This is a genomic window from Herbaspirillum sp. RTI4 (assembly GCF_034313965.1).
In the GTDB taxonomy this organism is placed as follows: Bacteria; Pseudomonadota; Gammaproteobacteria; order Burkholderiales; family Burkholderiaceae_D; genus Herbaspirillum.
This window is the reverse complement of record NZ_JAVIWQ010000002.1, coordinates 1,361,991-1,387,788: the sequence shown is the minus strand read 5'-3', so window position 1 is coordinate 1,387,788 and position 25,798 is coordinate 1,361,991. Positions and strand designations below refer to the sequence as shown.

At 59.0% G+C, this 25,798-nt stretch carries 23 protein-coding genes; 10 read left to right on the top strand and 13 right to left on the bottom strand.

Annotation, left to right across the window (positions count from 1 at the left end; all coding sequences use genetic code 11):
• Nucleotides 1-40 precede the first annotated feature (40 nt).
• The gene (locus RGU70_RS06535; protein ID WP_322208581.1) at nucleotides 41-1,927 is read right to left on the bottom strand and encodes a TRAP transporter large permease subunit; all 1,887 of its coding nucleotides are present in this window, start codon (nucleotides 1,925-1,927) and stop codon (nucleotides 41-43) included.
• Nucleotides 1,928-2,965 (bottom strand): TRAP transporter substrate-binding protein, encoded by a 1,038-nt coding sequence (locus tag RGU70_RS06530; RefSeq protein ID WP_322208580.1) that lies wholly within the window; start codon nucleotides 2,963-2,965, stop codon nucleotides 1,928-1,930. It abuts the gene before it with no gap.
• Between the two features lie 420 nt (nucleotides 2,966-3,385).
• Between RGU70_RS06530 and RGU70_RS06525 the strand changes: the two genes are divergently transcribed.
• From RGU70_RS06525 to RGU70_RS06510, 4 genes are all read left to right on the top strand, one after another.
• Nucleotides 3,386-4,564 (top strand): acetyl-CoA acetyltransferase, encoded by a 1,179-nt coding sequence (locus RGU70_RS06525; RefSeq protein WP_322208579.1) that lies wholly within the window; start codon nucleotides 3,386-3,388, stop codon nucleotides 4,562-4,564.
• 1,071 nt (nucleotides 4,565-5,635) lie between these two features.
• Complete coding sequence (locus RGU70_RS06520) at nucleotides 5,636-7,228, top strand: acyl-CoA synthetase (RefSeq protein ID WP_322210724.1); 1,593 nt, start codon at nucleotides 5,636-5,638, stop codon at nucleotides 7,226-7,228.
• Entirely contained in the window at nucleotides 7,225-7,791 is a 567-nt protein-coding gene (locus RGU70_RS06515) for a hypothetical protein (RefSeq protein WP_322208578.1), read from the top strand. Before RGU70_RS06520 ends, RGU70_RS06515 begins: the two co-directional genes overlap by 4 nt.
• Entirely contained in the window at nucleotides 7,788-8,201 is a 414-nt protein-coding gene (locus tag RGU70_RS06510; protein ID WP_322208577.1) for a PPC domain-containing DNA-binding protein, read from the top strand. The genes RGU70_RS06515 and RGU70_RS06510 overlap by 4 nt, the downstream gene beginning before the upstream one ends.
• A gap of 21 nt (nucleotides 8,202-8,222) precedes the next feature.
• Here the strand turns inward: RGU70_RS06510 and RGU70_RS06505 are convergent, their stop codons facing one another.
• The 7 genes from RGU70_RS06505 to RGU70_RS06475 form a co-directional block, all read right to left on the bottom strand.
• Nucleotides 8,223-8,573, bottom strand: a complete 351-nt coding sequence (locus RGU70_RS06505; RefSeq protein WP_322208576.1) for a type II toxin-antitoxin system ChpB family toxin — start codon at nucleotides 8,571-8,573, stop codon at nucleotides 8,223-8,225.
• The gene (locus tag RGU70_RS06500; RefSeq protein WP_322208575.1) at nucleotides 8,567-8,818 is read right to left on the bottom strand and encodes an AbrB/MazE/SpoVT family DNA-binding domain-containing protein; all 252 of its coding nucleotides are present in this window, start codon (nucleotides 8,816-8,818) and stop codon (nucleotides 8,567-8,569) included. Before RGU70_RS06500 ends, RGU70_RS06505 begins: the two co-directional genes overlap by 7 nt.
• A gap of 89 nt (nucleotides 8,819-8,907) precedes the next feature.
• Nucleotides 8,908-10,164, bottom strand: coding sequence for a glycolate oxidase subunit GlcF (gene glcF, locus RGU70_RS06495; protein ID WP_322208574.1), 1,257 nt, complete (start codon nucleotides 10,162-10,164; stop codon nucleotides 8,908-8,910).
• Nucleotides 10,165-10,277: 113 nt separating this feature from the next.
• On the bottom strand, nucleotides 10,278-11,324 hold the full coding sequence (glcE, locus tag RGU70_RS06490; protein ID WP_416186551.1) for a glycolate oxidase subunit GlcE: 1,047 nt from the start codon (nucleotides 11,322-11,324) through the stop codon (nucleotides 10,278-10,280).
• Between the two features lie 80 nt (nucleotides 11,325-11,404).
• Nucleotides 11,405-12,907 (bottom strand): FAD-linked oxidase C-terminal domain-containing protein, encoded by a 1,503-nt coding sequence (locus RGU70_RS06485; RefSeq protein WP_322208572.1) that lies wholly within the window; start codon nucleotides 12,905-12,907, stop codon nucleotides 11,405-11,407.
• 395 nt (nucleotides 12,908-13,302) lie between these two features.
• Nucleotides 13,303-14,193 (bottom strand): LysR substrate-binding domain-containing protein, encoded by an 891-nt coding sequence (locus RGU70_RS06480; RefSeq protein ID WP_322208571.1) that lies wholly within the window; start codon nucleotides 14,191-14,193, stop codon nucleotides 13,303-13,305.
• A gap of 181 nt (nucleotides 14,194-14,374) precedes the next feature.
• Entirely contained in the window at nucleotides 14,375-15,784 is a 1,410-nt protein-coding gene (locus tag RGU70_RS06475; protein ID WP_322208570.1) for an FAD-binding oxidoreductase, read from the bottom strand.
• 173 nt (nucleotides 15,785-15,957) lie between these two features.
• On the opposite strand from RGU70_RS06475, the gene RGU70_RS06470 reads away from it, so the two are divergent.
• On the top strand, nucleotides 15,958-16,521 hold the full coding sequence (locus tag RGU70_RS06470) for a cob(I)yrinic acid a,c-diamide adenosyltransferase (RefSeq protein ID WP_322208569.1): 564 nt from the start codon (nucleotides 15,958-15,960) through the stop codon (nucleotides 16,519-16,521).
• Between the two features lie 136 nt (nucleotides 16,522-16,657).
• On the opposite strand, the gene dxs is transcribed toward RGU70_RS06470, so the two are convergent.
• The 3 genes from dxs to RGU70_RS06455 are packed head-to-tail and all read right to left on the bottom strand — an operon-like array spanning nucleotide 16,658 to nucleotide 19,753.
• The gene (gene dxs / locus RGU70_RS06465; protein ID WP_322208568.1) at nucleotides 16,658-18,511 is read right to left on the bottom strand and encodes a 1-deoxy-D-xylulose-5-phosphate synthase; all 1,854 of its coding nucleotides are present in this window, start codon (nucleotides 18,509-18,511) and stop codon (nucleotides 16,658-16,660) included.
• A 49-nt stretch (nucleotides 18,512-18,560) separates the two neighbouring features.
• A complete protein-coding gene (locus RGU70_RS06460; protein ID WP_322208567.1) occupies nucleotides 18,561-19,496 on the bottom strand; it encodes a farnesyl diphosphate synthase in 936 nt (311 codons plus the stop codon).
• Nucleotides 19,493-19,753 carry an exodeoxyribonuclease VII small subunit gene (locus RGU70_RS06455; protein ID WP_322208566.1) on the bottom strand — a complete coding sequence of 87 codons (261 nt, stop codon included), beginning with the start codon at nucleotides 19,751-19,753 and terminating at the stop codon, nucleotides 19,493-19,495. Before RGU70_RS06455 ends, RGU70_RS06460 begins: the two co-directional genes overlap by 4 nt.
• 228 nt (nucleotides 19,754-19,981) lie before the next feature.
• Between RGU70_RS06455 and RGU70_RS06450 the strand changes: the two genes are divergently transcribed.
• The 3 genes from RGU70_RS06450 to RGU70_RS06440 all read left to right on the top strand — a co-directional run bounded on the left by RGU70_RS06450 (nucleotide 19,982) and on the right by RGU70_RS06440 (nucleotide 22,980).
• Nucleotides 19,982-21,082: an aromatic ring-hydroxylating dioxygenase subunit alpha gene (locus RGU70_RS06450; RefSeq protein WP_322208565.1), complete on the top strand. Its 1,101-nt coding sequence runs from the start codon at nucleotides 19,982-19,984 to the stop codon at nucleotides 21,080-21,082.
• Nucleotides 21,083-21,115: 33 nt separating this feature from the next.
• On the top strand, nucleotides 21,116-22,030 hold the full coding sequence (locus tag RGU70_RS06445) for a DMT family transporter (RefSeq protein ID WP_322208564.1): 915 nt from the start codon (nucleotides 21,116-21,118) through the stop codon (nucleotides 22,028-22,030).
• A gap of 86 nt (nucleotides 22,031-22,116) precedes the next feature.
• The gene (locus tag RGU70_RS06440; RefSeq protein WP_322208563.1) at nucleotides 22,117-22,980 is read left to right on the top strand and encodes a sulfurtransferase; all 864 of its coding nucleotides are present in this window, start codon (nucleotides 22,117-22,119) and stop codon (nucleotides 22,978-22,980) included.
• Between the two features lie 126 nt (nucleotides 22,981-23,106).
• On the opposite strand, the gene RGU70_RS06435 is transcribed toward RGU70_RS06440, so the two are convergent.
• Nucleotides 23,107-23,259, bottom strand: a complete 153-nt coding sequence (locus tag RGU70_RS06435; RefSeq protein ID WP_322210723.1) for a rubredoxin — start codon at nucleotides 23,257-23,259, stop codon at nucleotides 23,107-23,109.
• Nucleotides 23,260-23,447: 188 nt separating this feature from the next.
• On the opposite strand from RGU70_RS06435, the gene RGU70_RS06430 reads away from it, so the two are divergent.
• Both RGU70_RS06430 and hemL read left to right on the top strand, forming a co-directional pair.
• On the top strand, nucleotides 23,448-24,344 hold the full coding sequence (locus RGU70_RS06430) for a hydroxymethylpyrimidine/phosphomethylpyrimidine kinase (protein WP_322208562.1): 897 nt from the start codon (nucleotides 23,448-23,450) through the stop codon (nucleotides 24,342-24,344).
• 81 nt (nucleotides 24,345-24,425) lie between these two features.
• Nucleotides 24,426-25,715, top strand: coding sequence for a glutamate-1-semialdehyde 2,1-aminomutase (gene hemL, locus RGU70_RS06425; RefSeq protein ID WP_322208561.1), 1,290 nt, complete (start codon nucleotides 24,426-24,428; stop codon nucleotides 25,713-25,715).
• The last annotated feature ends 83 nt before the right edge of the window (nucleotides 25,716-25,798 follow it).

The following is a 25,798-nucleotide window of genomic DNA, read 5'->3' as shown; positions in this document are numbered from 1 at the left end:
GGATGGCGGCCCGCAGACCGGGGCCGCCATGGCAGGCTATTTATTTTTCAAGGAAGCCGATTGAAATCCACGGCACCGCTGCGACGACTAACAAGGCAATCAGCAAGGCCGTCAGATAACCCCATACCCGGTTGAACACCCGGTCGGGCGAGACTTTGCCGATCGCGCAAGCGGCATAGAAACCGACGCCGAACGGTGGCGCGAACAAGCCTATGCCCATCGACAGAATCACCACCATGGCGTAATGCACGTCATGGATACCCAGCGAACGCGCTACCGGAAACAGCAGCGGTCCGAACAGGACAATGGCGGGAATGCCTTCCAGAATGCTGCCCAGCACGATGAAAATCACAATCGAGATGAGCAAGAATCCCGTACCGCCGCCCGGCACGTTCTGCATCAGCGCCACCAGTCGCGCCGAAAATCCCGACTGCGTCAGCGCCCACGCCATGGAAGTCGCCAGTCCGATAATGAGCAGAATCGCGCCCGACAGCGCTGCCGATTCCACCAGCATCGGATACAAACGCTTGAAATCCAGATGCCGCATGAAGACGTGCATGATCAAACCGACGGCGACGGTGTAGGCCACGCCGATAGTCGCCACTTCAGTCGCCGTTGCCACCCCTTCGATCACGGCGACCCGGATCAGCAAGGGCAGCGCCAGCGCCGGCAAAGCCACCAGCAAGGTTTTGCCGACTACCGCCAGAGGGGCGCGGGGAATGCCAGTCAACGGTTCGCGACGCGCCCGGAACCAGCACACCACGCCGATGGCCGCTGTGGCGATCACCGCCGGCATCAAGCCGCCGACGAACAGGGCAGAAATCGATACGCTGCACACCGCGCCAATCGTAATGAGCACCAGACTAGGGGGAATGGTTTCGGTCATCGCGCCGGAGGAGGAAAGCAAGGCCACCAGTTCTTCCGGTTTCGCGCCGCGCTTTTTCATTTCAGGAAACAGCGCTGGCGCAATCGCCGCCATGTCCGCCGCCTTCGAGCCGGAAATCCCCGACACCAGAAACATCGCACCCAGCAGCACATATTGCAAACCGCCGCGCACATGGCCCAGCAACGCTGCCATGAAATCGATCAGCGTACGCGCCAGTCCGCTGATTTCCAGCAGCGAGCCGAGCAGCACGAACAGCGGCACCGACAACAGAATCAGACTGGACATGCCCTCATCCATACGACTGACCACAATCATCAGCGGCGCACCGGTGGCCAGCGTCAGATAGGCCATGGTGGCGGTACCGAAAGCAAACGCAATCGGAATGCCGCCCGCGACGCACGCGCCGATCAGCACCACAAAAAAGATAATCAGGTTGTAATTGCCCATCGCCAGCAAGGCCGGACGACCCAGCCACAGCACGCCGCAGATAAGGCCGACGAAGACCAGCGCAGAAGCGACTTGCTGCCAGCTGGAACGCACTGCCATGCGGGCCAGCGCTGCCAGCAGCATCAACACCGCGCCGATAGGCAAAGCGGCAGTCCGCAAGCCATCGGGAATTTCCAGCGCCGGGGTCGTGATGTCCATCTGATCGACGGCATGATTGACCGCCGGATGAATAATCATCAGCACAAAAATGCAGACCACCAGCGCCGCCACCGTTTCCAGCCAGACGCGCCATTTTTCCGACAGCTTGTTGACCACGGCGGTCAGACGCATATGCTCGCCGCGATCCAGCGCCAGCACCGCACCCAGCATCGATAGCCAGATGAACAGCGTGGAAGCCAGTTCATCCGACCAGATCAGCGGATCGTGCAGCGCATACCGATAAATGACACCCAGCAGCAGCACGAAAGTTTCGACCACCAGCAAGGTGGCGGCCACCGCACCGACGGCGTGCATGGCGCCGCGGTTGACGGTCGCCAGCAGTCGCGCCGCCGGGTGGTGAGGAAGCCCCGGAGACAAAGTAGCGACCGCCTCCATTTACGCCAGCTTTCCGGTGTATTTCTCCAGAATCGCCCAGGCTTCAGCACCGAATTTTTTATTCCATTCGGCATAGAAACCCGCGCTGCGCAGCTTGGCGCGGAACGCATCAGGATCGGCATTGTTAAACGCCATGCCCTTGGTTTTCATTTCGGCTACGAGAGAATCGTTGAGCGCTTTGACATCGACGCGCTGCTTGAGGCCCGCTTCGTTGATGTTGCGGGTAACGATCTCTTGCAGGTCTTTCGGCAGTTTTTCAAACGATTTCTTGTTGCCGAGGAACCAGAAGCCATCCCACATATGGTTGGTGATGGCGCAATACTTTTGCACTTCGTAGAGCTTGGCGGTATAGATCACTGCCAGCGGATTTTCCTGTCCTTCGACAATCTTGGTTTGCAGCGCGGAATACACTTCGGCGAAGTTGATGCTGGTCGGTGCGGCATCGAAGGCGCGGAACATCGAAGTCCACAGCGGGCTTGGCGGCACACGCAGTTTCATGCCCTTCAAATCCTCCGGCTTGGTGATCGGCCGGGTGCTGTTGGTCATTTGGCGATAGCCGCTGTCCCAGATTTTTTCAAACGCAAACAGGGTCGAGCTGGCGACAATTTGCTTGCGCACATGCGCACCCAGATCGCCGTCCAGCGCGGCCCATACCTGGTTGTAATCCTTGAAGGCGAAGCCGATACCGCTGATTTGCGCAGCGGGCACCAGCGTGCCGAGAATCAATGGTGACAGCGTGAAGAAATCGACTGCGCCGGCGCGAATCTGCGACAGGGTATCGGTATCGGTACCCAACTGGCCATTAGGGTAGACCTGAAAATCGATGCGTCCCTTGGATTCGGTAGCGATCTTGGCCGCCATTTCCTTGGCGCGCATATTCATCGGATGCGTCAGCGGCAAATTGTTGGCGTACTTCAGCGTGAACTCGGCCGTCTCCGCAAAAGCAGACGACGCGTAGGAACCGGCAGTGACCACCGCAGTGGCGGCAGAAGCGGTTTTCAGGAAATGACGACGCGAAACATTACGAATAGTACCCATCTGATTTGTCTCCTCTTTGTTTTTAGTGTTGGCAATCCTCCGGCATCACGCCGCAGCCTGCTTGATACTGTTTGGTTTGATACAGAGCAATTTGAATGCCATGCTGCATACCCAGTCCCGGCTCTTCGTCCGGTTATCGTATTTGTTCTATACGAGCGGCTGAGTATCGCATACTGAAAGCGACATTTGCATGCCTGCCGCATAGCGACAATGTGTTTATTTCGAGGTGACAACTGTCGCAAATGCGACACCTGTCGCTGCCCTTGCATGCTGCGACGCGACAAAAATAAGGGCTGCGCGCTGCTATCCTCAGAAGCAGAATCAAAGATCGGCAACAAACAAGATCTACAACCCGGCGTGGCACCGTTTTTGCATTACGCCCTCTATTATTATTTCCTCACTCTTTCGTTCAAGGAACTCATGAGCACCTCCGCCTCCCCCTGCATTACCGGCTGGAACCATTCACGCTTTGGCAAACTGGATGGCATTGACCCTGAAGCGCTGATCGGCGAAGTCGCCGCCGCCGCCATTGCCCACGCGGGTCTGTCGCCGGAAGACATCGGCTCCATCCACATCGGCAATTTCAACGGCGGCTTCCTGTATCAGGACTTCCCCTCCTCGCTGATCTTCAATACCCTGCCGCAACTGCGCTTCCTGCCGGCAGTACGGGTGGAAAACGCCTGCGCCACCGGCTCGGCTGCGATTCATTCCGCGCTCAATTCGATCCGCGCCGGTCAATCGCGACACGCACTCGTCATCGGCTTTGAAAAAATGACCGAACTGTCCACCGCTGCCGTCGGCGACGTGCTGCTCAAATGCTCTTACGCCAAAGAAGAAGCCGGTATCCCCGGCGGCTTCGCGGGCGTCTTCGGCACCATCGCCCAAGCGTATTTCGATCGCTACGGCGACCAGTCCGATGCGCTGGCCGCCATCGCCGCCAAGAACCACAAGAACGGCATGTCCAATCCCTACGCCCACATGCGCAAGGATTTCGGTTTCGACTTTTGCCGCACGCCCTCCGAGAAAAATCCCTTCGTCGCCGGCCCGCTCAAGCGCACCGACTGCTCGCTGATTTCCGACGGCGCTGCCGCCATGATCATCAGTTCGGCCGATGTCGCCAAAGGCATGACCCGCGCCGTGCAGTTCCGCGCTGCCGTTCACGTCAACGATTTCCTGCCGCTGAGCAAACGCGATCCGACCCGCTTTGAAGGCGGCGCACTGGCCTGGAAACAGGCGCTGTCGCAAGCCGGCATCACCCTGAACGATCTGTCGCTGGTCGAAACCCACGATTGCTTCACCATCGCTGAATTGCTGGAATACGAAGCCATGGGGCTGGCCGAACCGGGCCAGGGCGCGCGCGCCATTCTCGACGGCGTCACCGCCAAAGACGGCCGCTTGCCGGTCAATCCTTCCGGTGGACTGAAATCGAAGGGACATCCTATCGGTGCTACGGGGGTATCGATGCACGTCATGGCGGCGATGCAAGCCTGCCACGATGCGCAAGAGATGCAAATCCCCCATGCCGACAAGGTGGGCGTATTCAACATGGGCGGCGCAGCGGTGGCCAATTACGTGAGTATTTTGCAGCGGGTGGCATGAGCATGAGCGCCGTTTTAGTTTGACGGTGTGGATGCCTGCGCCAGACCGGCGTGCCGCCGGATCCTTCGATACGGCGCATTCGCGCCTACTCAGGACGAACGGGAATGGATGTTTTTATTTAGGCAAACGAACGGAAAGGGATGTTTTTATTCAGGCAATCGAACAGGAACGGCGTGTTATTACGCAGGTGATTTTCCTTATCACCCTCCCTACCGTTCCTCCTGAGCAGGGATGCAATCCCGGCCAGACCGGCGTGTCGCCGGATCCTTCGATACGGCGCATTCGCGCCTACTCAGGACGAACGGGAAGGGATGTTTTTATTCAGGCAGTCGAACGGGAAAGGAGTGTTAGTACGCAGGTGGTTTTCCTTATCACTCTCCCTACCGTTCCTCCTGAGCAGGGATGCAATCCCGGCCAGACCGGCGTGTCGCCGGATCCTTCGATACGGCGCATTCGCGCCTACTCAGGACGAACGGGAAGGGATGTTTATATTTAGGCAAACGAACGGGAAGGGATGTTTTTATTCAGGCAATCGAACAGGAAGGGAGTGTTATTACGCAGGTGATTTTCCTTATCACCCTCCCTACCGTTCCTCCTGAGCAGGGATGCAATCCCGGCCAGACCGGCGTGCCGCCGGATCCTTCGATACGGCGCATTCGCGCCTACTCAGGACGAACGGGAATGGATGTTTTTATTTAGGAAAACGAACGGGAAGGAATGTTTTTATTCAGGCAGTCGAACGGGAAAGGCGTGTTAGTACGCAGGTGATTTTCCTTATCACTCTCCCTACCGTTCCTCCTGAGCAGGGATGCAATCCCGGCCAGACCGGCGTGTCGCCGGATCCTTCGATACGGCGCATTTGCGCCTACTCAGGACGAACGGGAAGGGATGTTTATATTTAGGCAAACGAACGGGAAGGAATGTTTTTATTCAGGCAGTCGAACGGGAAAGGCGTGTTAGTACGCAGGTGATTTTCCTTATCACCCTCCCTACCGTTCCTCCTGAGCAGGGATTCAATCCCGTATCGAAGGATCCGGCGGTAAGCCGGTCGAATCTTTAAACAATAAAAAACTGAGCGAGACAATGTTAAAAAATGTAATGAATTTAGGCCGCATGCTGTCCGATGTGGCGCGCCGCTTTCCCGACGAACCGGGGCTGATTGTCGGCCCCGTCGTCACTACCTGGTCGCAGATCAACCGCCGTGTCGATGCCGTTGCCCATGCCTTGCAGAAAATCGGCGTCGGCAAAGGCGACCGCATCCTGGTCCATTCGCGCAACAACCTGCAAATTTTCGAGAGCGCCTGGGTTGCCTTCAAGCTGGGGGCGATCTGGGTGCCGACCAATGTCCGTATCACTGCGCCGGAAGCGGCGTATCTGGGTCAGTCCAGCGCGGCTTCCGTCATGATTTATGACGAGGGCTTTGCGCCCTACGTCGATGCCGTAAAAGCCGTCTCGCCAGCGCTGAGCCATGTCGTGGCCTTGCGCAATCCGCGCACCGGCGAACTCGATTACGAGCAACTCGCCGCTCACGCCGACAGCGGCCCCGCCTTCCCTGAAACCGAAGTCGAGTACGACGATCCGCTCTGGTTTTTTTATACCTCCGGCACCACCGGCCATCCCAAAGCCGGCATGCTGACCCACGGCCAGATGGCGTTTGTGGTCACCAATCATCTGGCCGATTTACTGCCCGGGTTGAGCCATCGATCACGCTCGCTGGTCGTCGCACCGCTGTCGCATGGCGCGGGCATTCACGCCGTCGTCAACACCGCACGCGGCGCAGCCAGCGTGCTGCTGTCGAGTGAGCGCCTGATCCCGGAAGAAGCGTGGCAACTGGTGCAGACGCATCGCATCGACAACATGTTTACTGTACCGACCATCGTCAAGATACTGACCGAAGACGCCAGCGTCGATCGTTACGATCACAGCTCGCTGAAACACGTCATTTACGCCGGCGCGCCCATGTACCGCGCCGATCAGCGCCACGCCATCAACAAGCTGGGCAAGGTGCTGGTGCAGTATTACGGCCTGGGCGAAGTGACCGGCAATATCACCTGGCTGCCACCCGAAATGCACCACGCCGACGACCAGCACCCCGAAGCCCGCGTAGGCACTTGCGGCATCCCGCGCACCGGCATGGAAATCGCCATTCTCGACAATAGCGGCGTGCGGCTGGCACCACATGAAACCGGTGAAATCTGCGTGCGCGGCCCGGCTGTTTTTCTTGGCTATCACGACAATCCCGACGCCAATACCAAGGCCTTCAAAGGCGGCTGGTTCCATACCGGCGACCTCGGTCACGTCGATGCGCAAGGCTTCCTGTACATCACGGGACGCTCTTCCGATATGTATATTTCCGGCGGCTCGAATGTCTATCCGCGCGAAATCGAAGAAGCCCTGTTATTGCATCCATCGGTGTCGGAAGTGGCGGTGCTGGGCGTGCCTGATCCCAAGTGGGGTGAGAGCGGGCTGGCAGTCATCGTCACCAAAAGCGGCATGCCAGCCGATGCAGCAGTACTGTTGGAGCATCTGGCTGAGCGCGTCGCCAAATACAAATGCCCGCGCCGTTTTATCTTCTGGGACAACATGCCCAAATCCGGTTACGGCAAAATCGTCAAAAAACAAATCAAGGCTTTGCTCGAAGAACAGGGAGACTACCGTTTATGAGCGACTCCCCTGCTCCGCTACACACGCCCGGCTTCGTCAGTGTGCGTAAATTTATTCATGCCGGTCAGCCCAGCTCGCCGCGTCTGCTCGATCTGGAAGCCGATCCGGCGGAAGAATTGCGCATGAGTCTGCCCACCGGTACTGCGGTCGGCCCGGCGCTGTGCGAGGTGCTGGCCCGCTACGGACAGCGCGGCGGCGTCGGCCGTTTCGTCGGCGGCAGCGCCGGTTCGCTGAAGTATCACCGCATCGAAGATATCGACATTCCGCACCGTCCCTACGATTACGGCACCGCCTTTGCACTGCAAGGCCAGATCACCTTTGTCACCGGCGGCATCACCATCGGCCAGAACGAGGAAGGGAAAATCCTGCTGCATTGCCACGCCGGATTCATCAACAGCGACGGTGTAGTGCATGGCGGCCATCTGCTGCTCGACGACGTGATCGTGGGCGACGATCCGCTCATCATTCGTTTATGTTTATTTTCCCGCAGCGCCTTTGTCGTTACCCGCGACGAAGAGACGCTTTTCAGTCTATTGCATCCGACACCCATGGAACCCCAATGACGATTTTCGCTGATGTAGAAGTACAAGAAGGCACGCTGGGCAAGCTGGTCATGGCGCGCCTGAAACCGAACCAGGATCTGACCGAAAGCGTGGAAGCGCTGTGCCGCGAACACGGCATGCGCACCGCCATCGTGCGCGGCGCGCTCGGCAGTCTGATCGACGCCCACCTCGAATACCGCACCGCCGACGGCTGGCGCACAACCGAAATTGTCGGCCCCGGAGTGGAGATTCTGAATGTCTTCGGCGAGATCGGCTTCGGCGACGACAGCCAGCCACACGCCAATCAGTTACAAGGCGTGGTGGCCGATATCGATGGAAAAATCCACGCCGGACGATTCGTGCGCGGCAGTAATTTGTCGTTCATTACGATTGAACTGACGGTGCAGGAGTGGATTCCGAAGGCGGCTTAGGGCCTGTTGACCCTGCTCAGCTCATTCCAGGATTGCCTGCAAACGGGCAAGCGCATCTTCGATCACAAAACCGGGAACGGTTTCGATTTTCTTTGCGCCTCTCGCTTCAAGATCGAGCATGCGCACCTGATTAAGCAATGCGACGCCTTGCGTTTTGCTTCCCGAGCCGTTCAGGGGAACGGCAAATCCAGCGAAGCGGGCGAAATCCCCGCCTTGCGTGATCGGTGCCACCATCGCAACACCCAATGCATTGAACGATGCCGGAGATAAAATCAGACCGGGACGCTGATCGCCTTGCAATTCGCGTCCCTGGGTGGGATTGAGGCTCACGATCACAATATCGCCCCGCTCATATTTGATCCGTCTCACCATGCTTCACGCCCGACGGGAGTGGTGTGGTGCCATGCGTCCAGATCAGCAGGCGCTGCGGCGCTCGGATCGCATTGCGCAATCAGGTCTGCCAGTACGTAAGAAGGCCGTTTTGCTTTGAGCATCACGCCATCGGCACGCACATCCACCGTTAGCTTGTCGCCCAAAACCACTTTAAGCTGGCTCAGCAACTCGGTAGGCAAGCGAACGGCCGCGCTGTTGCCCCATTTCTGAATTGACAATTCCATTTGACCACCTCCTCAATGTAGATACATTGTAGCTACACGGAAAACTCTTGTAAAGTCTCATGCCGCTGCAAAATATCGTCTGAAAAGGATTAAACGGAGGCCGATTGCAAGGCCGCATCCACCATTTCAACCCAGTGTTTGACCGGCGTATCCGTCCCCGACTGCAAATGCGCGAGGCAGCCGATGTTGCCGGACACAATCGCGTCCGGTGAGGTCGCTTCGAGGTTTTTCAGCTTGTTGTCGCGCAGCTGATACGACAGCACCGGCTGCAACACCGAATACGTCCCCGCCGAACCGCAGCACAAATGGCTGTCGGCGCATAACTGCACATCGACGCCGACGCTGCGCAGCAAGCCTTCGACTTTGCCGCGAATTTGTTGTCCATGCTGCAAGGTGCAAGGGGGGTGATAGGCCACGCGTCCGCCGATTTTTCCCTTCAGACGCTGCTGCAATTGCGCTTCGAATTCGGGCAAAATTTCGCTGATGTCGCGCGTCAGTGCCGACACGCGCGCTGCTTTGTCGGCATAGGCCGGATCGTGACTGAGCAGATGGCCGTATTCCTTGACTGTGGAACCGCAACCCGAGGCATTCATGACGATGGCTTCGACCGGCAATCCTCCCGCCCCTTCGCCCCCTTCAATATAGGGCCACCAGGCATCGATATTGCGCCGCATATCGTCCAACCCGCCGTCCTGGTCGTTCAAGTGATAGCGAATCGCGCCGCAGCAGCCGGCTTTCGGTGCGATCAGCAATTGCACTTCCAGCGCATCGAACACGCGGGCGGTGGCGTAGTTGATATTCGGCGACATGCCGGGCTGCACACAGCCGTCGAGCAGCAGCATGCGACGGGCATGCTGGCGCGTCGGCCAGACGCCGTAGGCTTGCGGCAGCGGCACTTTGTTTTTCAATTTTTGCGGCAGCAGCGGACGCAGCATTTGTCCGGCTTTCATGGCGGGAGTAAACAGCCATTTGCGCGGCAACAGTTGCCGCAGCGCGCTGCGGGCGAGACGTTGTCCCAGCGGACGCGGCACCTGGTCTTCGACCACTTTGCGGCCGATGTCGATCAGGCGACCGTATTCCACGCCGGACGGACAGGTGGTTTCGCAATTGCGGCAAGTCAAGCAGCGGTCGAGATGGCTTTGTGTCTTGGCGGTAGCGGCTTTGCCTTCCAGCACTTGCTTGATGAGATAGATGCGCCCACGCGGGCCGTCCAGTTCGTCGCCCAGCAATTGATAGGTCGGGCAAGTCGCGGTGCAAAAGCCGCAATGCACGCAACTGCGCAGAATGGCTTCGGCCTCCTGGCCTTCGGAAGTGTCGCGGATAAAGTCAGCGAGATTGGTTTGCATGGTGGCTCGATTCTGTGAAACGCAAAGGGTGGCGATGAAACCGGGCACTCAGGCGCGGCCATTGGGGCGAGTAACTAAGTTTGATAACTAAGCTGGATAACTAAGCCGGACAACTACGCGTGCCGATACATCCGGCCCGGATTGAAAATACCAGCCGGGTCGAACGAGGCTTTCAGTTTGCGATGGATGCGGTCGACGGCCGGCTCCAGCGGTTGAAATACGCCAGCGTTCTTGTCGCCGCCACGGTACAGCGTGGCGTGGCCTCCGGCGGCCGTTGCTGCGGCGCGGATGGCACCGGCGTCGGCATCGGTCGCGCCCTGCAGCCAGCGCAGCGCGCCGCCCCATTCGATCAGGGTGGTGCCGGGCAGCGCCAGCATGGGGCTGACCGATGGCACCGACAGCCGCCACAGCGGGGCATTGTCATCGGCAGCGAAGAAGGCATGCGTCTGTTCGCGCAGGTCGCGCCAGAAGACGTCGGCATTGCCGACTTCCGCACCGCCCAGTTTGATTTGCGCGGCATCGACGGCGGCGCGTGCGCCTTCCAGTCGTATGCTGAGGACGCCGTTGATCCAGGCGCTGGCGGTTATCGGCAGCGGCTGTCCGGCCCATTCGTTGAGCCAGTGCAGCGCTTGCGTCTGATCCACTTCGAAGGCACGGGTGCTGCTGGCAACCGGCAGCGGCAAGACTTTCAGCGACAGGTCGAGCAGCAGTCCCAGCGTTCCCATTGAACCGGTGAGCAGGCGCGAGACATCGTAGCCGGCGACGTTTTTCATGACCTGTCCGCCGAAGTGCAGCACTTCGCCCTGACCGTCCATTAACACTGCGCCCAGCACGAAATCGCGCACGGCACCGTAAGCGGCGCGACCCGGGCCGGAGAGTCCGGTCGCGACCATGCCGCCGACCGTGGCGTGACCGCCGAAACGCGGTGGTTCGAACGCCAGCATTTGCCGGTTGGCCGCCAGCGCAGCGTCGATTTCAGACAGCGGTGTGCCGCAGCGGGCGGTGATGACCAGTTCGGTCGGGTCGTATTCCACAATGCCGCTATGGATGCGGGTGTCGAGCAATTCGCCCTGCACCGTCTGGCCGTACCAATCCTTGGTGCCGCCGCCGCGCAAGCGCAAGCCGGGGCCTTGTGGTGTGTTGCTCGTTGTTGTACCCATTGCAGCGTTCGCAGCCGCAATACGCGCCTTGAACTCCTGTGTCCCATCCAGATTATTGTTATTCATCGCACTACTTTTCTTTAAAAACGTGGCAAGTCGGGAAATTTCAGGGCGCCATGCTGCACGTGCATTTTTCCGTATTCGGCGCAGCGGTGCAGAGTGGGAATGGCCTTGTCGGGGTTGAGCAGAAACGGGGTGTCAAACGCCCGCTTGACGGCGAAAAACGCTTCCCGTTCGGCGGGCGAAAACTGGACGCACATCGAATTGATTTTTTCGATGCCGACTCCGTGTTCGCCGGTGATGGTGCCGCCGACGGCCACGCACAGCTCGAGGATTTCTGCGCCGAACGCTTCGGCGCGGTGAAATTCACCGGGCTGGTTGGCATCGAACAGAATCAGCGGGTGCAGGTTGCCGTCGCCGGCGTGGAATACGTTGGCGCAGCGCAGGCCGTGTTTGATTTCCATATCGGCAATGCCCAGCAGCACCTGCGCCAGTCGTTTGCGCGGGATAGTGCCATCCATGCAGTAGTAGTCGGGAGAGATGCGGCCGGCGGCGGGAAAGGCGTTTTTGCGGCCCGACCAGAACCGCAGCCGTTCCGCTTCCGACTGCGACACCGAAATGGCGGTCGCGCCACTGGCGCTCAACACCTCGCTCATGCGGCCGATTTCTTCTTCGACCTCCTCCACTGTGCCATCCGATTCGCACAGCAGAATGGCAGCGGCGTCGATGTCGTATCCGGCTTTGACGAAGGGCTCCACCATGCGCGAGCTGGTCTTGTCCATCATTTCCAGTCCGGCCGGGATAATGCCTGCGGCAATCACATTGGCGACGGCATTGCCGCCTTTGACCACGTCGTCGAACGAAGCCATGATGACGCGCGCCGTTTGCGGCTTGGGAATCAGTTTGACCGTCACTTCGGTAACGACGCCCAACATGCCTTCCGAGCCGATAAAGACCGCCAGCAAGTCGAGGCCGGGGGAATCCAGCGCCCCGCTGCCCAGTTCGATCACATCGCCTTCGATGGTCACGACGCGCACACGCAGCACGTTATGCACCGTCAGGCCATATTTGAGGCAATGCACGCCACCGGAATTTTCGGCGACGTTGCCGCCGATGCTGCAGGCGATCTGCGACGAGGGGTCCGGTGCGTAATACAGCCCGTGGGGGGCCGCGGCTTCGGAAATGGCCAGATTGCGCACACCCGGTTGCACTACGGCGCTGCGGGCGCAGGGGTCGAGCCGGACCACTTTATTGAGTCTGGCAGTCGATAGCACGACACCGTCGGCAATCGGCATTGCCCCGCCAGAGAGACCGGTGCCAGCGCCACGCGGCACGATCTGCACTTTCAGCGCGCAACAGGCTTGCAGCGTGGCGACGACCTGGGCTTCGTTTTCCGGCAGGACCACCACCATCGGCAGCTGGCGGTAGGCCGCCAGGCCGTCGCATTCGTAGGGGCGGGTGTCTTCTTCATTGAACAGGATGCAGCCGGAGGGCAGGACGGCGCGCAAGGCGGCGACCACTTCGCGCTGACGGGCGGCGCTGAAGGCGGGCGCGGCTTGAGTGGGGGTCAGGGGTGCATTCATACGTGTCCCAAAATGTCGGTAGCCGATCGTGGCGGCTTGTTGTTATCGGGTATACGGTGGCGGCCACAACTTGTGGCGCGCGCCTGAACTGCCTGGCGCGGTATCCGGACTAAAGTGTACCGACATTCTGGAACATCAAGACAAATTTGAACTAGGTCTCACTGAATATAATTCCATGATCAAATGAAAATATTTCAGTTAGTGTCGGGCGGCGTGCCGCAGAGGGGCGGCAAGGGAGGATTCACACGGAGTTGCTGACGGCCGCATTTCCAAAAAGCAATCTTCATTCTCCGTACAACGGCTTGTTCGATCTGGCACCGGCTTCAACGTCGGATTGGCGAGGGCGTGTTGAAATGAGCAGGATTCGTTGCGTAGGCTGGTTGTGGTGGCGTGTTTTACAAATGCTTGAAAACGCTTTCCAGCCAGGTGATGAAGGCATCGACTTCGGGCCGGTCGCGCACTTGCTTTTCGTAGACGATGTAATACGCATGCGGCGGCGTGCGCAGGCGGATGTCGAACAGTTCGACGATCTTGCCCTGATCGAGCATGTCCTGAGCGAAATGCTGGCGCGTCAGGCCGATGCCATAGCCGTGGCAGATCGCTTCGAGCAACAAGCCCAGATCATCCACACGCAAACCGGTGGAGGGTTCGGGCCAGTCGTGCAGTCCGGCTTCGTCGAACCAGGGCTGCCAAGGTTCCAGCGCCGAGCGCAGCAGCGTGGCGTGTTGCAGGTCGGCCGGGGTTTTTAGAGGAGGGATGGTGGCCAGATAGGCCGGGCTGGCAACGGCAAAGGCCGGCTCCTCAAATAACTTGGTGGTGACCAGATTGGGGTAGTTGCCCGCGCCAAAGCGGATTTCGACATCGCTTTCGGACAAGCTGAGGTCGTACAGCGGTACCGATAAATACATTTCGACGGCAATTTCCGGGTGCCGCCCGGCGAAGCTGGCCAGGTAGGGAATGAACAGGTGGCGCGCAAAAGTCGGCGGCAACATGATCTTGACGCGGGGCTGAGCCGCCGGATACCGGTGCGGCATCGGGAATTCGGTCAATGTGCGCAAGGCGCTGCGCACGACGTCCAGATAGCGACGACCGAATTCTGAGAGCGAGATGCTGCGGCTGTCGCGGTGAAACAATCGTTCGCCGACAAAATCTTCCAGCAGTCGGATGCGGTGCGACAGCGCGGAAGGGGTGATGCACAATTCCTCGGCGGCCAGCGCAAAGGAGTTGTGGCGCGCTGCGGCTTCGAAAGCAGACAGGGCATGGACAGGAGGCAGGCGTGTTGCCATATTTTTTTCTAATCAGGACTTACAAAAGTCCGCTGACCTTGTTGCGTTGCTTTGTCGGGCTACTTGCCCTGCCTGTGGCAATGCGCCTGGCCAGCGGCCTTTTGCGTCAGTCCTGCTAATGGGTGAGTTGAAAGTGCGTTAAAAGTGCGTTGAAAGTGCGTTGACGGCCAGGGCCGCTTGACTACCAGCGAACGATCTTGCCCGGATTCATGATGTTGCCCGGATCAAGCGCATGTTTGAGCGTGCGCATGATGTCGATAGCATCCTCACCATGTTCTTCAATCAGGAAATCCATTTTGTGCAAACCAATGCCATGCTCGCCGGTGCAGGTGCCGTCCATTCCCAGCGCGCGCGTGACCATGCGTGAATTGACGCCTTCAGCACTGGCAATCTCGGCGTGGTCGTTGGGGTCGATCAGCATCTGGACGTGGAAATTGCCGTCGCCGACGTGGCCGATGATTGAGTAGATCAGCTTATGATCTTCGCAATCGGCGCGTGTGGCCAGGATGCATTCGGCCAGTCGTGAAATCGGCACGCAGCAGTCGGTGCTGATGGCGCGTGCGCCGGGGCGGGCTTTGAGCAGGGCGAAGTAAGCGTTATGTCGCGCGGTCCACAGACGTGTCCGGTCTTCCGGTTTGGTCGCCCATTCGAAGCCGAGCGCGCCGTGTTCGGTGGTGATCGCCTGCACCGCTTCAGCCTGCTCTTTCACGCCATGTTCGCTGCCGTGGAATTCAAACAGCAGCAGGGGTTGTTCCGGCAAGTTCAGTTTGTCATGTGCGTTGATCGCCTTGACGCCGTTGGCGTCCAGGAATTCGACACGCGCTACGGGAATCCCCATCTGTATGGTTTCGATCACCGCGTTGACGGCCGCGCCTATGCTGCCGAAGGAGCAGATGGCGGCGGAAATCGCTTCCGGCTGGGGATAGAGTTTGACGGTGACTTCGGTGATGATGCCCAGCGTGCCTTCACTACCGACGAAAAGCCGGGTCAGGTCGTAACCGGCAGACGATTTTTTGGCGCGGGTACCGGTTTTGATAATGCGGCCATCGGCGGTTACGACGGTCAGCGCCAGCGTATTTTCGCGCATGGTGCCGTAGCGCACTGCATTGGTGCCGGAAGCGCGGGTGGCCGCCATGCCGCCGAGGGAGGCGTCGGCGCCCGGGTCGATAGGAAAAAACAGGCCGGTGTCCTTGAGTTCCTGATTCAGTTGCTTGCGCGTGACGCCCGCCTGTACCGTTGCCGTCAGGTCTTCCTGATGTACCGCCACCATCGCATTCATCTGCGACAGGTCGATAGTGATGCCGCCTTGCAGCGCCAGAATATGCCCTTCCAGCGAAGTGCCGGTACCGTAGGGAATCACGGGTACGCCTTCACGGGCGCAGAGTTTGACAATCAGCGCCACTTCCTCTGTGCTGCAGGCGAATACAACGCCGTCGGGCAGCATGGGATCGTAGGAAGATTCGTCACGGCCGTGATGTTCACGCATGGCGTGGGCGGTGGAAAACCGCAAACCAAACAGGGATTTCAGTTCAGTCTGAAGCGTAGCGGGTAAGGGTTTTTTCAGGGATTGTGCTGTGGCGATATGGTTCACTTGCTCGACTCCGTGATCAATGTGGTTCGGCGCATCAAGGTGGCGTCCGTTGTCCGGAATTCTACTCTTTGCAGGAATACAGTCGAGCATTCGAAGTGCTTGCCACATTAATACGATAAATTATCGTATTTGAAACAATTTTTTCGACACAATGCGTCGTACAAGGATGAAAAATGAGTACCAGACTTTCCATTATCGCCACCCGTACCGGGGATGACGGTAGCACAGGACTAGGCGATGGCAGCCGCACCGGCAAAGATAGTTTGCGGGTGCATGCACTGGGCGAGGTGGATGAATTGAATTCGCAGATTGGCGTGCTGTTGTGCGAAGCACTGCCGGACAACTTGCATAAGGCCTTGCTGGCAATCCAGCACGATCTGTTCGATCTGGGCGGGGAATTGTGCATACCGGGCCACACCATGGTCGGAGACGCTCAGGTGGCGCGCCTTGACGCCTTGCTGCTTGCCTGCAATGCCGACTTGCCGCCGCTAAAGGAATTCATCCTGCCGGGCGGTTCGCGCAGCGCGGCGCTGGCGCATATCTGCCGCTGCGTGTGCCGACGCGCCGAACGCAGCGTCGTCGCACTGGGAAAAGTGGAAACCGTCGGCGCGGCGGTACGGCAGTATCTGAACCGGCTTTCTGATCTGTTGTTTGTGATGGCGCGGGTGCTGAACCGGCATGACGGTGGCAACGATGTGCTGTGGCAGCGCGAAAGCCGGGCAGAAAAGACCGTTTAACGCCGAGGAGCCTCTGCGATTGCGTCGCACACTAGGGCGACGCCCTAGCTTAATCAGCGGCGCCCAAAAGCAAGAGGCAGCGCGGATTGGCATAGCGGGAGTTTATGTAGCGCTTATGCAGCCGCTATGCGGAGGTTTATGCCGCTGCCTGACCGGCGCTCCGGCCAAAACGCTGTTCGATGGATTGACGGATGCCGTCGCCATCGAGACCACATTGCGCCAGCAGAATCGCCACATCGCCATGATCGATAAAGCGGTCAGGCAGGCCCAGATGCAGGATAGGCATGACGACACCCGCAGCGGCCAGCGCCTCGGAGACGGCTGACCCGGCACCGCCCATGATCGCGCCCTCTTCCACCGTGACCAGTACCTCATGCGTGCTGGCCAGTTGCAGCAGCAGTTCCACATCGAGCGGTTTGACGAAGCGCATGTTGGCAACGCTGGCATCCAGCTTTTCAGCCGCCGTCAGTGCCGGCGCCAGCATGGAACCGAATGCCAGAATCGCAATGCGCTTGCCCTGACGACGCAGCTCACCCTTGCCTAGCGGCAGCGGCTCCAGCGTGGTATCCACCGCCGCACCGATGCCTGCGCCGCGCGGATAACGCACCGCTGCCGGGCCGGGATACTGATAGGCGGTCGTGAGCATTTGCCGGCATTCGTTTTCGTCGGAAGCCGCCATCACCACCATGTTCGGAATGCAGCGCAGATAGGCCATGTCGTAATTGCCGGCGTGGGTGGCGCCATCGGCACCGACCAGTCCGGCGCGGTCCAGCGCAAAGGTGACGTCCAGATTTTGCAGGGCGACATCGTGAATCAGCTGATCGTAAGCGCGTTGCAGGAAAGTCGAATAAATCGCCACGACGGGCTTGAGTCCCTCGCAGGCCATGCCGGCGGCGAAGGTGACGGCATGCTGCTCGGCGATGCCGACATCGTAGTAACGCTCGGGAAATAATTGTTCGAAGCGCACCATGCCGGAGCCTTCGCGCATGGCCGGGGTAATGCCGACCAGTTTGCTATCCTGCGCCGCCATGTCGCACAGCCAGTCGCCAAACACTTGCGTATAGGTCGGTTTGGAAGCGGCTGCCGGTTTGATACCCACAGCAGGATTGAACTTGCCCGGCCCGTGGTAGAGCACGGGATCGGCTTCGGCCAGTTTGTAGCCCTGCCCTTTTTTGGTGACGACATGCAGGAACTGCGGGCCTTTCAGATGCTTCAGGTTTTGCAGTGTCGGGATCAGAGAGTCGAGGTCATGGCCGTCGATCGGGCCGATGTAATTGAAACCGAACTCTTCAAACATGGTGGCGGGCACCACCATGCCTTTGGCGTGCTCTTCCAACCGCTTCGCCAGTTCCAGCACCGGGCCGGGCAACATCGATTTGCCGACGTGCCGCGCCTTGGCGTAAAACTGGCCGGACATCAGCCGCGCCAGATAGCGGTTGAGCGCGCCGACCGGCGGCGAAATCGACATGTCGTTGTCGTTGAGGATGACCAGCAGGTTGATGTCGTCGTGAACGCCGCCGTTATTGAGTGCTTCGAAGGCCATGCCGGCGGTCATGGAACCATCACCGATGACGGCGATAGCATGACGGTTTTCGCCCTTGGTGCGCGCTGCCAGCGCCATGCCCAGCGCGGCGGAAATCGAGGTCGAGGAATGCGCGGTGCCGAAGGTATCGTAGGGACTTTCGTCGCGGCGCGGAAAACCGGAGATGCCGCCGAGTTGACGCAGGCTGCCCATCTGTTCGCGACGACCGGTCAGTATCTTGTGCGGATAAGTCTGATGGCCGACGTCCCAGATGATGCGGTCGTTCGGCGTATCGAATACGTAGTGCAAGGCGATGGTCAGTTCCACCGTGCCGAGATTGGACGACAGATGGCCGCCGGTGCGGGCAACCGAGTCGATCACAAAGGAACGCAGCTCCTGCGCCAGTTGCGGCAATTGCGCGCGCGTGAGCTGGCGCAATTCGGAAGGGTCGTTTATATCGTTAAGCATGCTTGTTGGCCGTTAAATCGCAGGGCAGGCGTGACGCCGGGGGTGGCTGTCACGCTTTACGCTGCACAATCAAATCCGCGATTTCTCGCAGGCGGCGCGCGCGCGCGCCGAACTGTTCCAGAGCGGCATGCGCTTCGTCGCGCAGCCGGTGCGCCAGCGCGACCGATGCTTCCAGGCCGAGCAACGATACGTACGTTGGCTTGTTGTCTGCCGCATCCTTGCCGGCGGTCTTGCCGAGGGTGGCCGAGTCGGCGGTGGCATCCAGGACATCGTCGATCACCTGAAATGCCAGTCCGATGGCACGCGCATAAATTTCGAGCGCAGCGATATCGGCGGCATCCGGTCTGGCACCGCTCCATGCGCCGAGCAGAACCGAGGCGCGCAGCAAGGCACCGGTCTTGAGCTGGTGCATCTGTTCCAGTTGCGCCAGAGACAAATTCACTCCGACGCTCGCCAGATCGATCGCCTGCCCGCCGCACATGCCGCCCGAGCCGGCAGCGTGCGTCAGCAGGCCGAGCATCGCCAGTTGTCGCGCTGCACCGTCGCTGGCCAATTCCGCGTCAGGCACAGCCAGCACCGCAAAAGCCTGCGCTTGCAGGGCGTCGCCAACCAGCAAGGCAGTCGCTTCATCGTATTGCACATGCACGGTCGGTTTGCCGCGCCGCAGGGCATCGTCGTCCATGCAGGGCATGTCGTCGTGTACCAGTGAGTAGACATGGATCATTTCTACCGCTGCGGCTGCGCGTTCCAGCAAGCCGTGCGGGGCATCGCTCAGGTCGCCGGCGGCATACACCAACAAAGGCCGCACCCGCTTGCCGCCGCCCAGCGCGGCATAACGCATGGCCGCATGCAGAACGGTCGGCACTGTATCGGCGGGCGGCAACAGCGCATCCAGCGTCTGTTCGACGCTCTGCTGGATGTGCTGCATCCATTGGTCGAATGGGGCGTTTGCGGCGTTTGCGGCGTTTGCCGTCACCGGGATCATCGTCCCGTCTCGTCGACAGCGAAGGGTTTGAGCAGGTCTCCTTCGAGTACCTTTACCTGGCCTTCGACTTTTTCGAGCTGGCCGCTGCAAAATTTGACCAGTTGCGCGCCACGACCATAAGCCGTGACCGAGGCTTCAAGCGGCAGCTCTCCGGCTTCCATTTTCTGGACCAGTTGCTCCAGTTCGAGCATGGCTGCTTCGAAAGAGACCGGCTCTGCCGGGGCGACAACAACAGGGGCGGCAGGTGTTTTGGGCATAAGCGGCTGGCTGCTTTATTAGAATACGTAACCCTGCATTCTAAGCGAAAGCCGCCTTCCCCGCAGTAGCAAGCGAAGCGCGTCGCTCTGCCGAAGGTGTAGGCGGCCCGGCAAGCGGTGTTCTGTGGCATAATGTGCAGTTCTGTCCGACATCTTCGTTTCATCTATTTGAAAAGTTTTTGCGGATTCTTTCTCCTTAGGTTGGTGCGAATTAATTTGGGGGTAGGGATGTCCGATCTCGCCACTTTGGCCCGTCTTGCGCGTTCCGATGCGCAACTTCCGGTCAGTGTCTATTTTGACGAAGCGCTATTGCAGCGCGAAATCCAGCAGTTATTTAATCCAGGCCCCCGTTACGCGGGGCACGAGCTCATGGTGCCGAACGTCGGCGACTATGCGACTTTGCCATGGGAAAACGAAGGGCGCATGCTGGTGCGTAATCCACAAGGCATTCAACTGATGTCGAACGTCTGCCGGCACCGCCAGGCCAAGATGCTCGACGGGCGCGGCAATGCCAATAATATTGTTTGCCCCCTGCACCGCTGGACCTACGACCTGAAAGGCGAGCTGATCGGCGCGCCGCATTTCGGGGAAACGCCCTGCATGGATCTGGGCGGCGGCGAGCTGCACAACTGGAACGGCCTCCTGTTCGAAAAGAACGGGACCAATGTCAGCCAGATGCTGGAAAAGCTGGGTGTGGCCAAGGAAATGGATTTTTCCGGCTATCTGTTCGACCATGTCGAAGTGCACGAGTGCAACTACAACTGGAAAACCTTCATTGAGGTGTATCTGGAGGATTACCACGTCGAGCCCTTCCATCCCGGACTAGGCAATTTTGTCAGCTGCGACGATCTGCGCTGGGAGTTCGGCAAGAACTACAGTGTGCAAACAGTGGGCGTCAATCACGGTCTGGCCAAGTCTGGATCGCCGGTCTACCGCAAGTGGCAGGAGCAGGTGCTGAAAATGGGGAACGGCGTGCCGCCAGCCCAAGGGGCCATCTGGCTGACACTGTTCCCGAACATCATGATCGAGTGGTATCCGCATGTGCTGGTGGTGTCGACGCTATGGCCAAATGGCCCACAGCAAACCACGAACGTCGTCGAGTTTTACTATCCCGAGGAAATCGCGCTGTTTGAACGCGAAATGATCGAAGCCGAACGCGCCGCCTACATGGAAACCTGCGTCGAGGACGATGAAATTGCACTGCGCATGGATGCCGGCCGTCAGATCTTGCTCAAGCGCGGTATGAATCAGGTGGGTCCGTACCAGTCGCCGATGGAAGACGGTATGCAGCATTTTCACGAGTGGTATCGGACGCAAATGCCGTTGTAGCAGACTGCGTTATAGAAATAGAAATGAGTTTTTATGCAGTCGCTCTGGATGTTGTTCGCCGCATTTTGCTTTTCCATCATGGGCATGTCCGTCAAACTGGCCGCCGATTACTATTCGACCGCTGAAATAGTCTTGTGCCGTGGTCTGGTCGGGGTGCTGTTCATTCTGTGCCTGATCAGCGTCAAGGGCGGCACCCTGCGCACCCCGTTCGCGCGCGATCACCTGATTCGCGGTGGTATCGGCGTCGCCTCGCTGTGGATGTGGTTCCTGTCCTTTCGCATGCTCCCGGTCGCTACGGCCACCACACTCAATTACATGTCATCAATCTGGATGGCAGGCATTCTCTTCTTCATGGCCTGGCGCAAGGGCGTTCAGCGTTTTGAATGGCGACTGGCCGGTGCCATCGTGTTCAGTTTTGTGGGTGTGGCGCTGCTGTTGCGGCCGGCCATTCATGGCGATCAGCTCGGCGGAGCGCTGATTGCGCTGATTTCCGGTGTGCTGTCGGCCATTGTGTATTTGCAGGTGCGCAAACTCGGCTTGCTGGGCGAGCCGGAATATCGCGTGGTGTTTTATTTTTCGCTGACCGGGCTGCTCGCTGGCGTAGCCGGCAGCATCGCCAACCACCAAATCCCCTTTTGGCATCCTCACACTTCGCAGGGCATTCTGCTGCTGCTGACCATCGGCCTGACCGCGACAGTGGCGCAGATGGCGATGACGCGCGCCTACCGGCTCGGCAATACGCTGGTGACGGCCAATCTGCAATACAGCGGGATTGTGTTTGCCAGCATGTGGAGCATTCTGGTCTGGGGCGATGTGCTGGGTTGGAGTGGTTGGCTAGGCATCAGCATCATTCTCATCAGCGGCATGATGTCGACGTTTTATAATCAGCGCTCTGCGCCCGCATCGAAAAATCTGCCGGCAGCCGATCCTATCGCCAGCGAAGTGTAAGGAACAGGTCTTTTTTCAACTGTCCGCCCATTTCGTTTAGCGCCCTGCTTCATTTTGTGTTGGCTTTGTTCAATAAGGATCTTGCGATGTCTTACACCACACTGATTTCCGCTTCCAATCTCTTGCAGCATTACCAGCAACCGGGCTATGTCGTGATCGATTGCCGTCATGATCTGGCGCAAGCCGATGCCGGACTCCTGGCCTTCACCGCAGGACATATTCCGGGGGCGCGCTTTGCGTCTATGGATAGGGATCTGTCGGGACCGAAACATGCCGCTGATGGGCGTTTTCTCGGTCGGCATCCGCTGCCGACACCTGCCGACTTGTTGAACACGCTGCAAAATCTGGGTATTCAATCGGATTCTCAGGTGGTGGCGTATGACGCCCACGGCGGCATGTTTGCGGCCCGCCTGTGGTGGCTGTTGCGCTGGATTGGTCATGCCCAGGTGGCCGTGCTGGACGGCGGCTTGCAGGCGTGGCAGGCGCTGGAGGGGCCTTTGCTTAGCGGACCACCATTGCTGCCGGAAAACCCCGGGAATCTAGCGCTTGCCGACAGCCTGACGCGTACGGTGAATGCGGAGCAAGTACTGGCGTCACTGGGACAGCCCTCGCAAATCATTATCGATGCGCGCGCCCCCGATCGGTTTCGTGGCGAAAATGAAACAATGGACCCGGTGGGAGGCCATATCCCCGGTGCCGGCAATCGTTTCTTCAAGGACAACCTGCTGCCCGAAGGCCGATTCAAACCGGGCGCTCAATTGCGCGCCGATTTTGAGCCGCTGATCGGCAATGCGCCGCAAAACAGCGTCATGCAGTGCGGCTCGGGAGTAACGGCGTGCCATAACCTGCTGGCGTTGGAAATCGCGGGTCTGCATGGTGCTGCGCTGTACGGCGGTTCATGGAGCGAGTGGTGCGCCGATCCTGCGCGGCCGGTGGCTACCGGCGCATAAGTGATTCGATCAGTGCGCAGGCCTGAATGAATCAACGGGATGGGGCGGCAGTGCCACTCCCATCCCGTTGAGGATTTCCAACTTAGTTGCTGAATTTTGCTGAATTGCTGCTTTGATTACTATTGATCAGAATGCGATCATTTCAAAATCTTCTTTGCGCGCCCCGCATTCAGGACAAGTCCAGTTGATGGGCACATCTTCCCACCGTGTTCCGGCAGCGATGCCCTCTTCCGGTAAGCCGGCTTCTTCATCGTAGATCCAGCCGCAAATCAGGCACATCCAGGTTTTATATTCGGTTTGGGTATTACTCACGGAGCACGATCCTTTAAATCTAACGGTCAACGGCCACTTGCAAGAGCCTGCCCCTCAGTTGCATTGAAGTAACAGGCCCACCAAGATCACATCTCTCGGGTGGTTGAAATCAGTTCTAGTAAAATAGAAAACCAGATATCTTAAACTAACCTACTGTGCAAAACGAAACTTCTCAGATGATTTTAACTTTTGGCCCGGCTGATCCGGTCGGCGCCATCGGTATCCAGGCCGACCTGGCGACGTTTTCCGCGATGGGTTGTCACGGCTTATCCGTCGTCACGGCTCTGCTGATAGGCGATACCGCGCGGATTGAAGACATCCAGGTCATCGATGTCGAATGGGTCGCCGATCAGGCGCGCGTCGTGCTGGAAGACATGCCCGTCGCGGCATTCAAAGTGGGGGCTGTCGCCAGCATCGAAAATGTTTCTGCCATCGCAGAAATCGTCTCCGACTACCCTGACCTGCCTTTGGTCCTTGACCCCTTCATTTCGGCCATGCCGGACCAGGGCCTCGACAGTGAGGATATGCTGATCGCCATCCGCGAATTGCTGATTCCACAAACGACGGTACTGGTGCTGTCCACGGTCGAATTGTCCCGCCTGGCCGAAACCTGGCGCGAACCGCTGGCCGACGACGATATCTCAACTGCCGATACGCTGCTCATCGATGCAGCCCGGATTGCCGAATTGGGCTGTGAATACATGCTGGTGACCGGCACACCGAACGAGACGCATGAAGTATCGAACACTCTGTTCAACGAAACCGGCGTGGTGCAGCAATTTAACTGGCCGCGTATCGGCGGTTCGTTTTACGGCGCTGGCTCGACCTTGTCGGCGGCGTTGACGGCGATGCTTGCCAATGGACTGGAAGTCCCGGAAGCCGTTGCTGAAGCGCAGGAATTCACCATTGCCGCCATCAATCATGCGCAGCGTCTCGGCATGGGCAAGCTGGTGCCGGACCGTTATTTTTGGGCGCGTGACTCGGATGAGGACGAGGACGAGCATGAAAGCGAAAGCAAGGACAACGACGCATCCCCCGAAGCCGCCTCCTAAACTCCCCTTCCCCGACAAGGAGATGCCGCACTGTGCGTCCCCTTGTTCGTGCCTTCCCCTATTTTTAGATTGCCCTCTCGCATGACTTCTACCGCCCATACTAACGACAGCCTGTTTGCACGCGCACAACTGACCACTCCTGGCGGCGTCAATTCGCCGGTGCGGGCATTCCGCTCGGTGGGCGGCTCACCGCGCTTTATCGCGCGCGCCGAAGGCCCCTATTTCTGGGATGTGGAAGGTCGACGCTATATCGATTACATCGGTTCCTGGGGGCCGGCGATTGTCGGCCATGCCCATCCGACAGTCGTTGAAGCCGTGCAGCAAGCGGCCCTGCGCGGACTGAGTTTTGGCGCGCCGACCGAAGGTGAAATCCTGATGGCGGAAGAAATTTGCAAACTGGTTCCCTCCATCGAACAGGTACGCCTGGTCTCTAGTGGTACCGAAGCCACCATGAGCGCACTGCGCCTGGCGCGCGGCGCTACCGGTCGGGACAAGATCATCAAGTTTGAGGGTTGCTATCACGGCCATGCCGACTCGCTGTTGGTGAAGGCTGGCAGCGGCTTGCTGACGTTTGGCAATCCGACTTCGGCAGGCGTGCCGGCGGATTTCGTCAAACATACGTTGGTGCTGGATTACAACAATTCCGAACAACTGGAAGAGGCGTTCCGTACTTCTGGCGACGAAATTGCCTGCGTGATCGTGGAACCGGTTGCCGGCAATATGAATCTGGTACGCGGCAATGCTGAGTTTTTGCACACCATGCGCCGCCTTTGTACCAAACACGGGGCGATCCTGATTTTCGATGAAGTCATGTCCGGCTTCCGGGTTGCTCTGGGCGGCGCTCAGGCTTTGTACGGCATTACGCCCGATTTGACGGCGCTGGGTAAAGTTATCGGCGGCGGCTTGCCGGTTGCCGCATTCGGCGGCCGCGCTGACATCATGGCGCATCTGGCGCCGCTGGGCGCGGTGTATCAGGCGGGGACGCTGTCGGGCAACCCGATCGCTGTGGCGGCGGGCCTGACGACCCTTAAATTAATTCAGGAACCGGGCTTCTACACGGCTTTGTCGGCCCGTACGGCGCAATTGGCCCAAGGACTGACGGCGGCCGCGCAGAGCGCCGGCGTGGCATTTTGCGCGGATGCGATTGGCGGCATGTTCGGTTTGTATTTTGCCGATTCGATTCCCAATAGTTTCGCGACGGTCATGCAGGGCGACAAGGAGCGCTTCAATCGCTTTTTCCACTTGATGCTGGATGCGGGGGTGTATTTGGCACCGTCAGCATTTGAAGCCGGATTTGTTTCGGCTCAGCACGACGAGGCGATTATCAACACGACGATTGCGCTGGCCTCCGCAGCGTTTGCTCGGAACTAAACCGGTTTGCAGCTGCAGTCAGATGTTATTAGTGACCTGACTGCAGGTTAGTCGTACCTATTTTCCGGGGTCAATTCACTCAA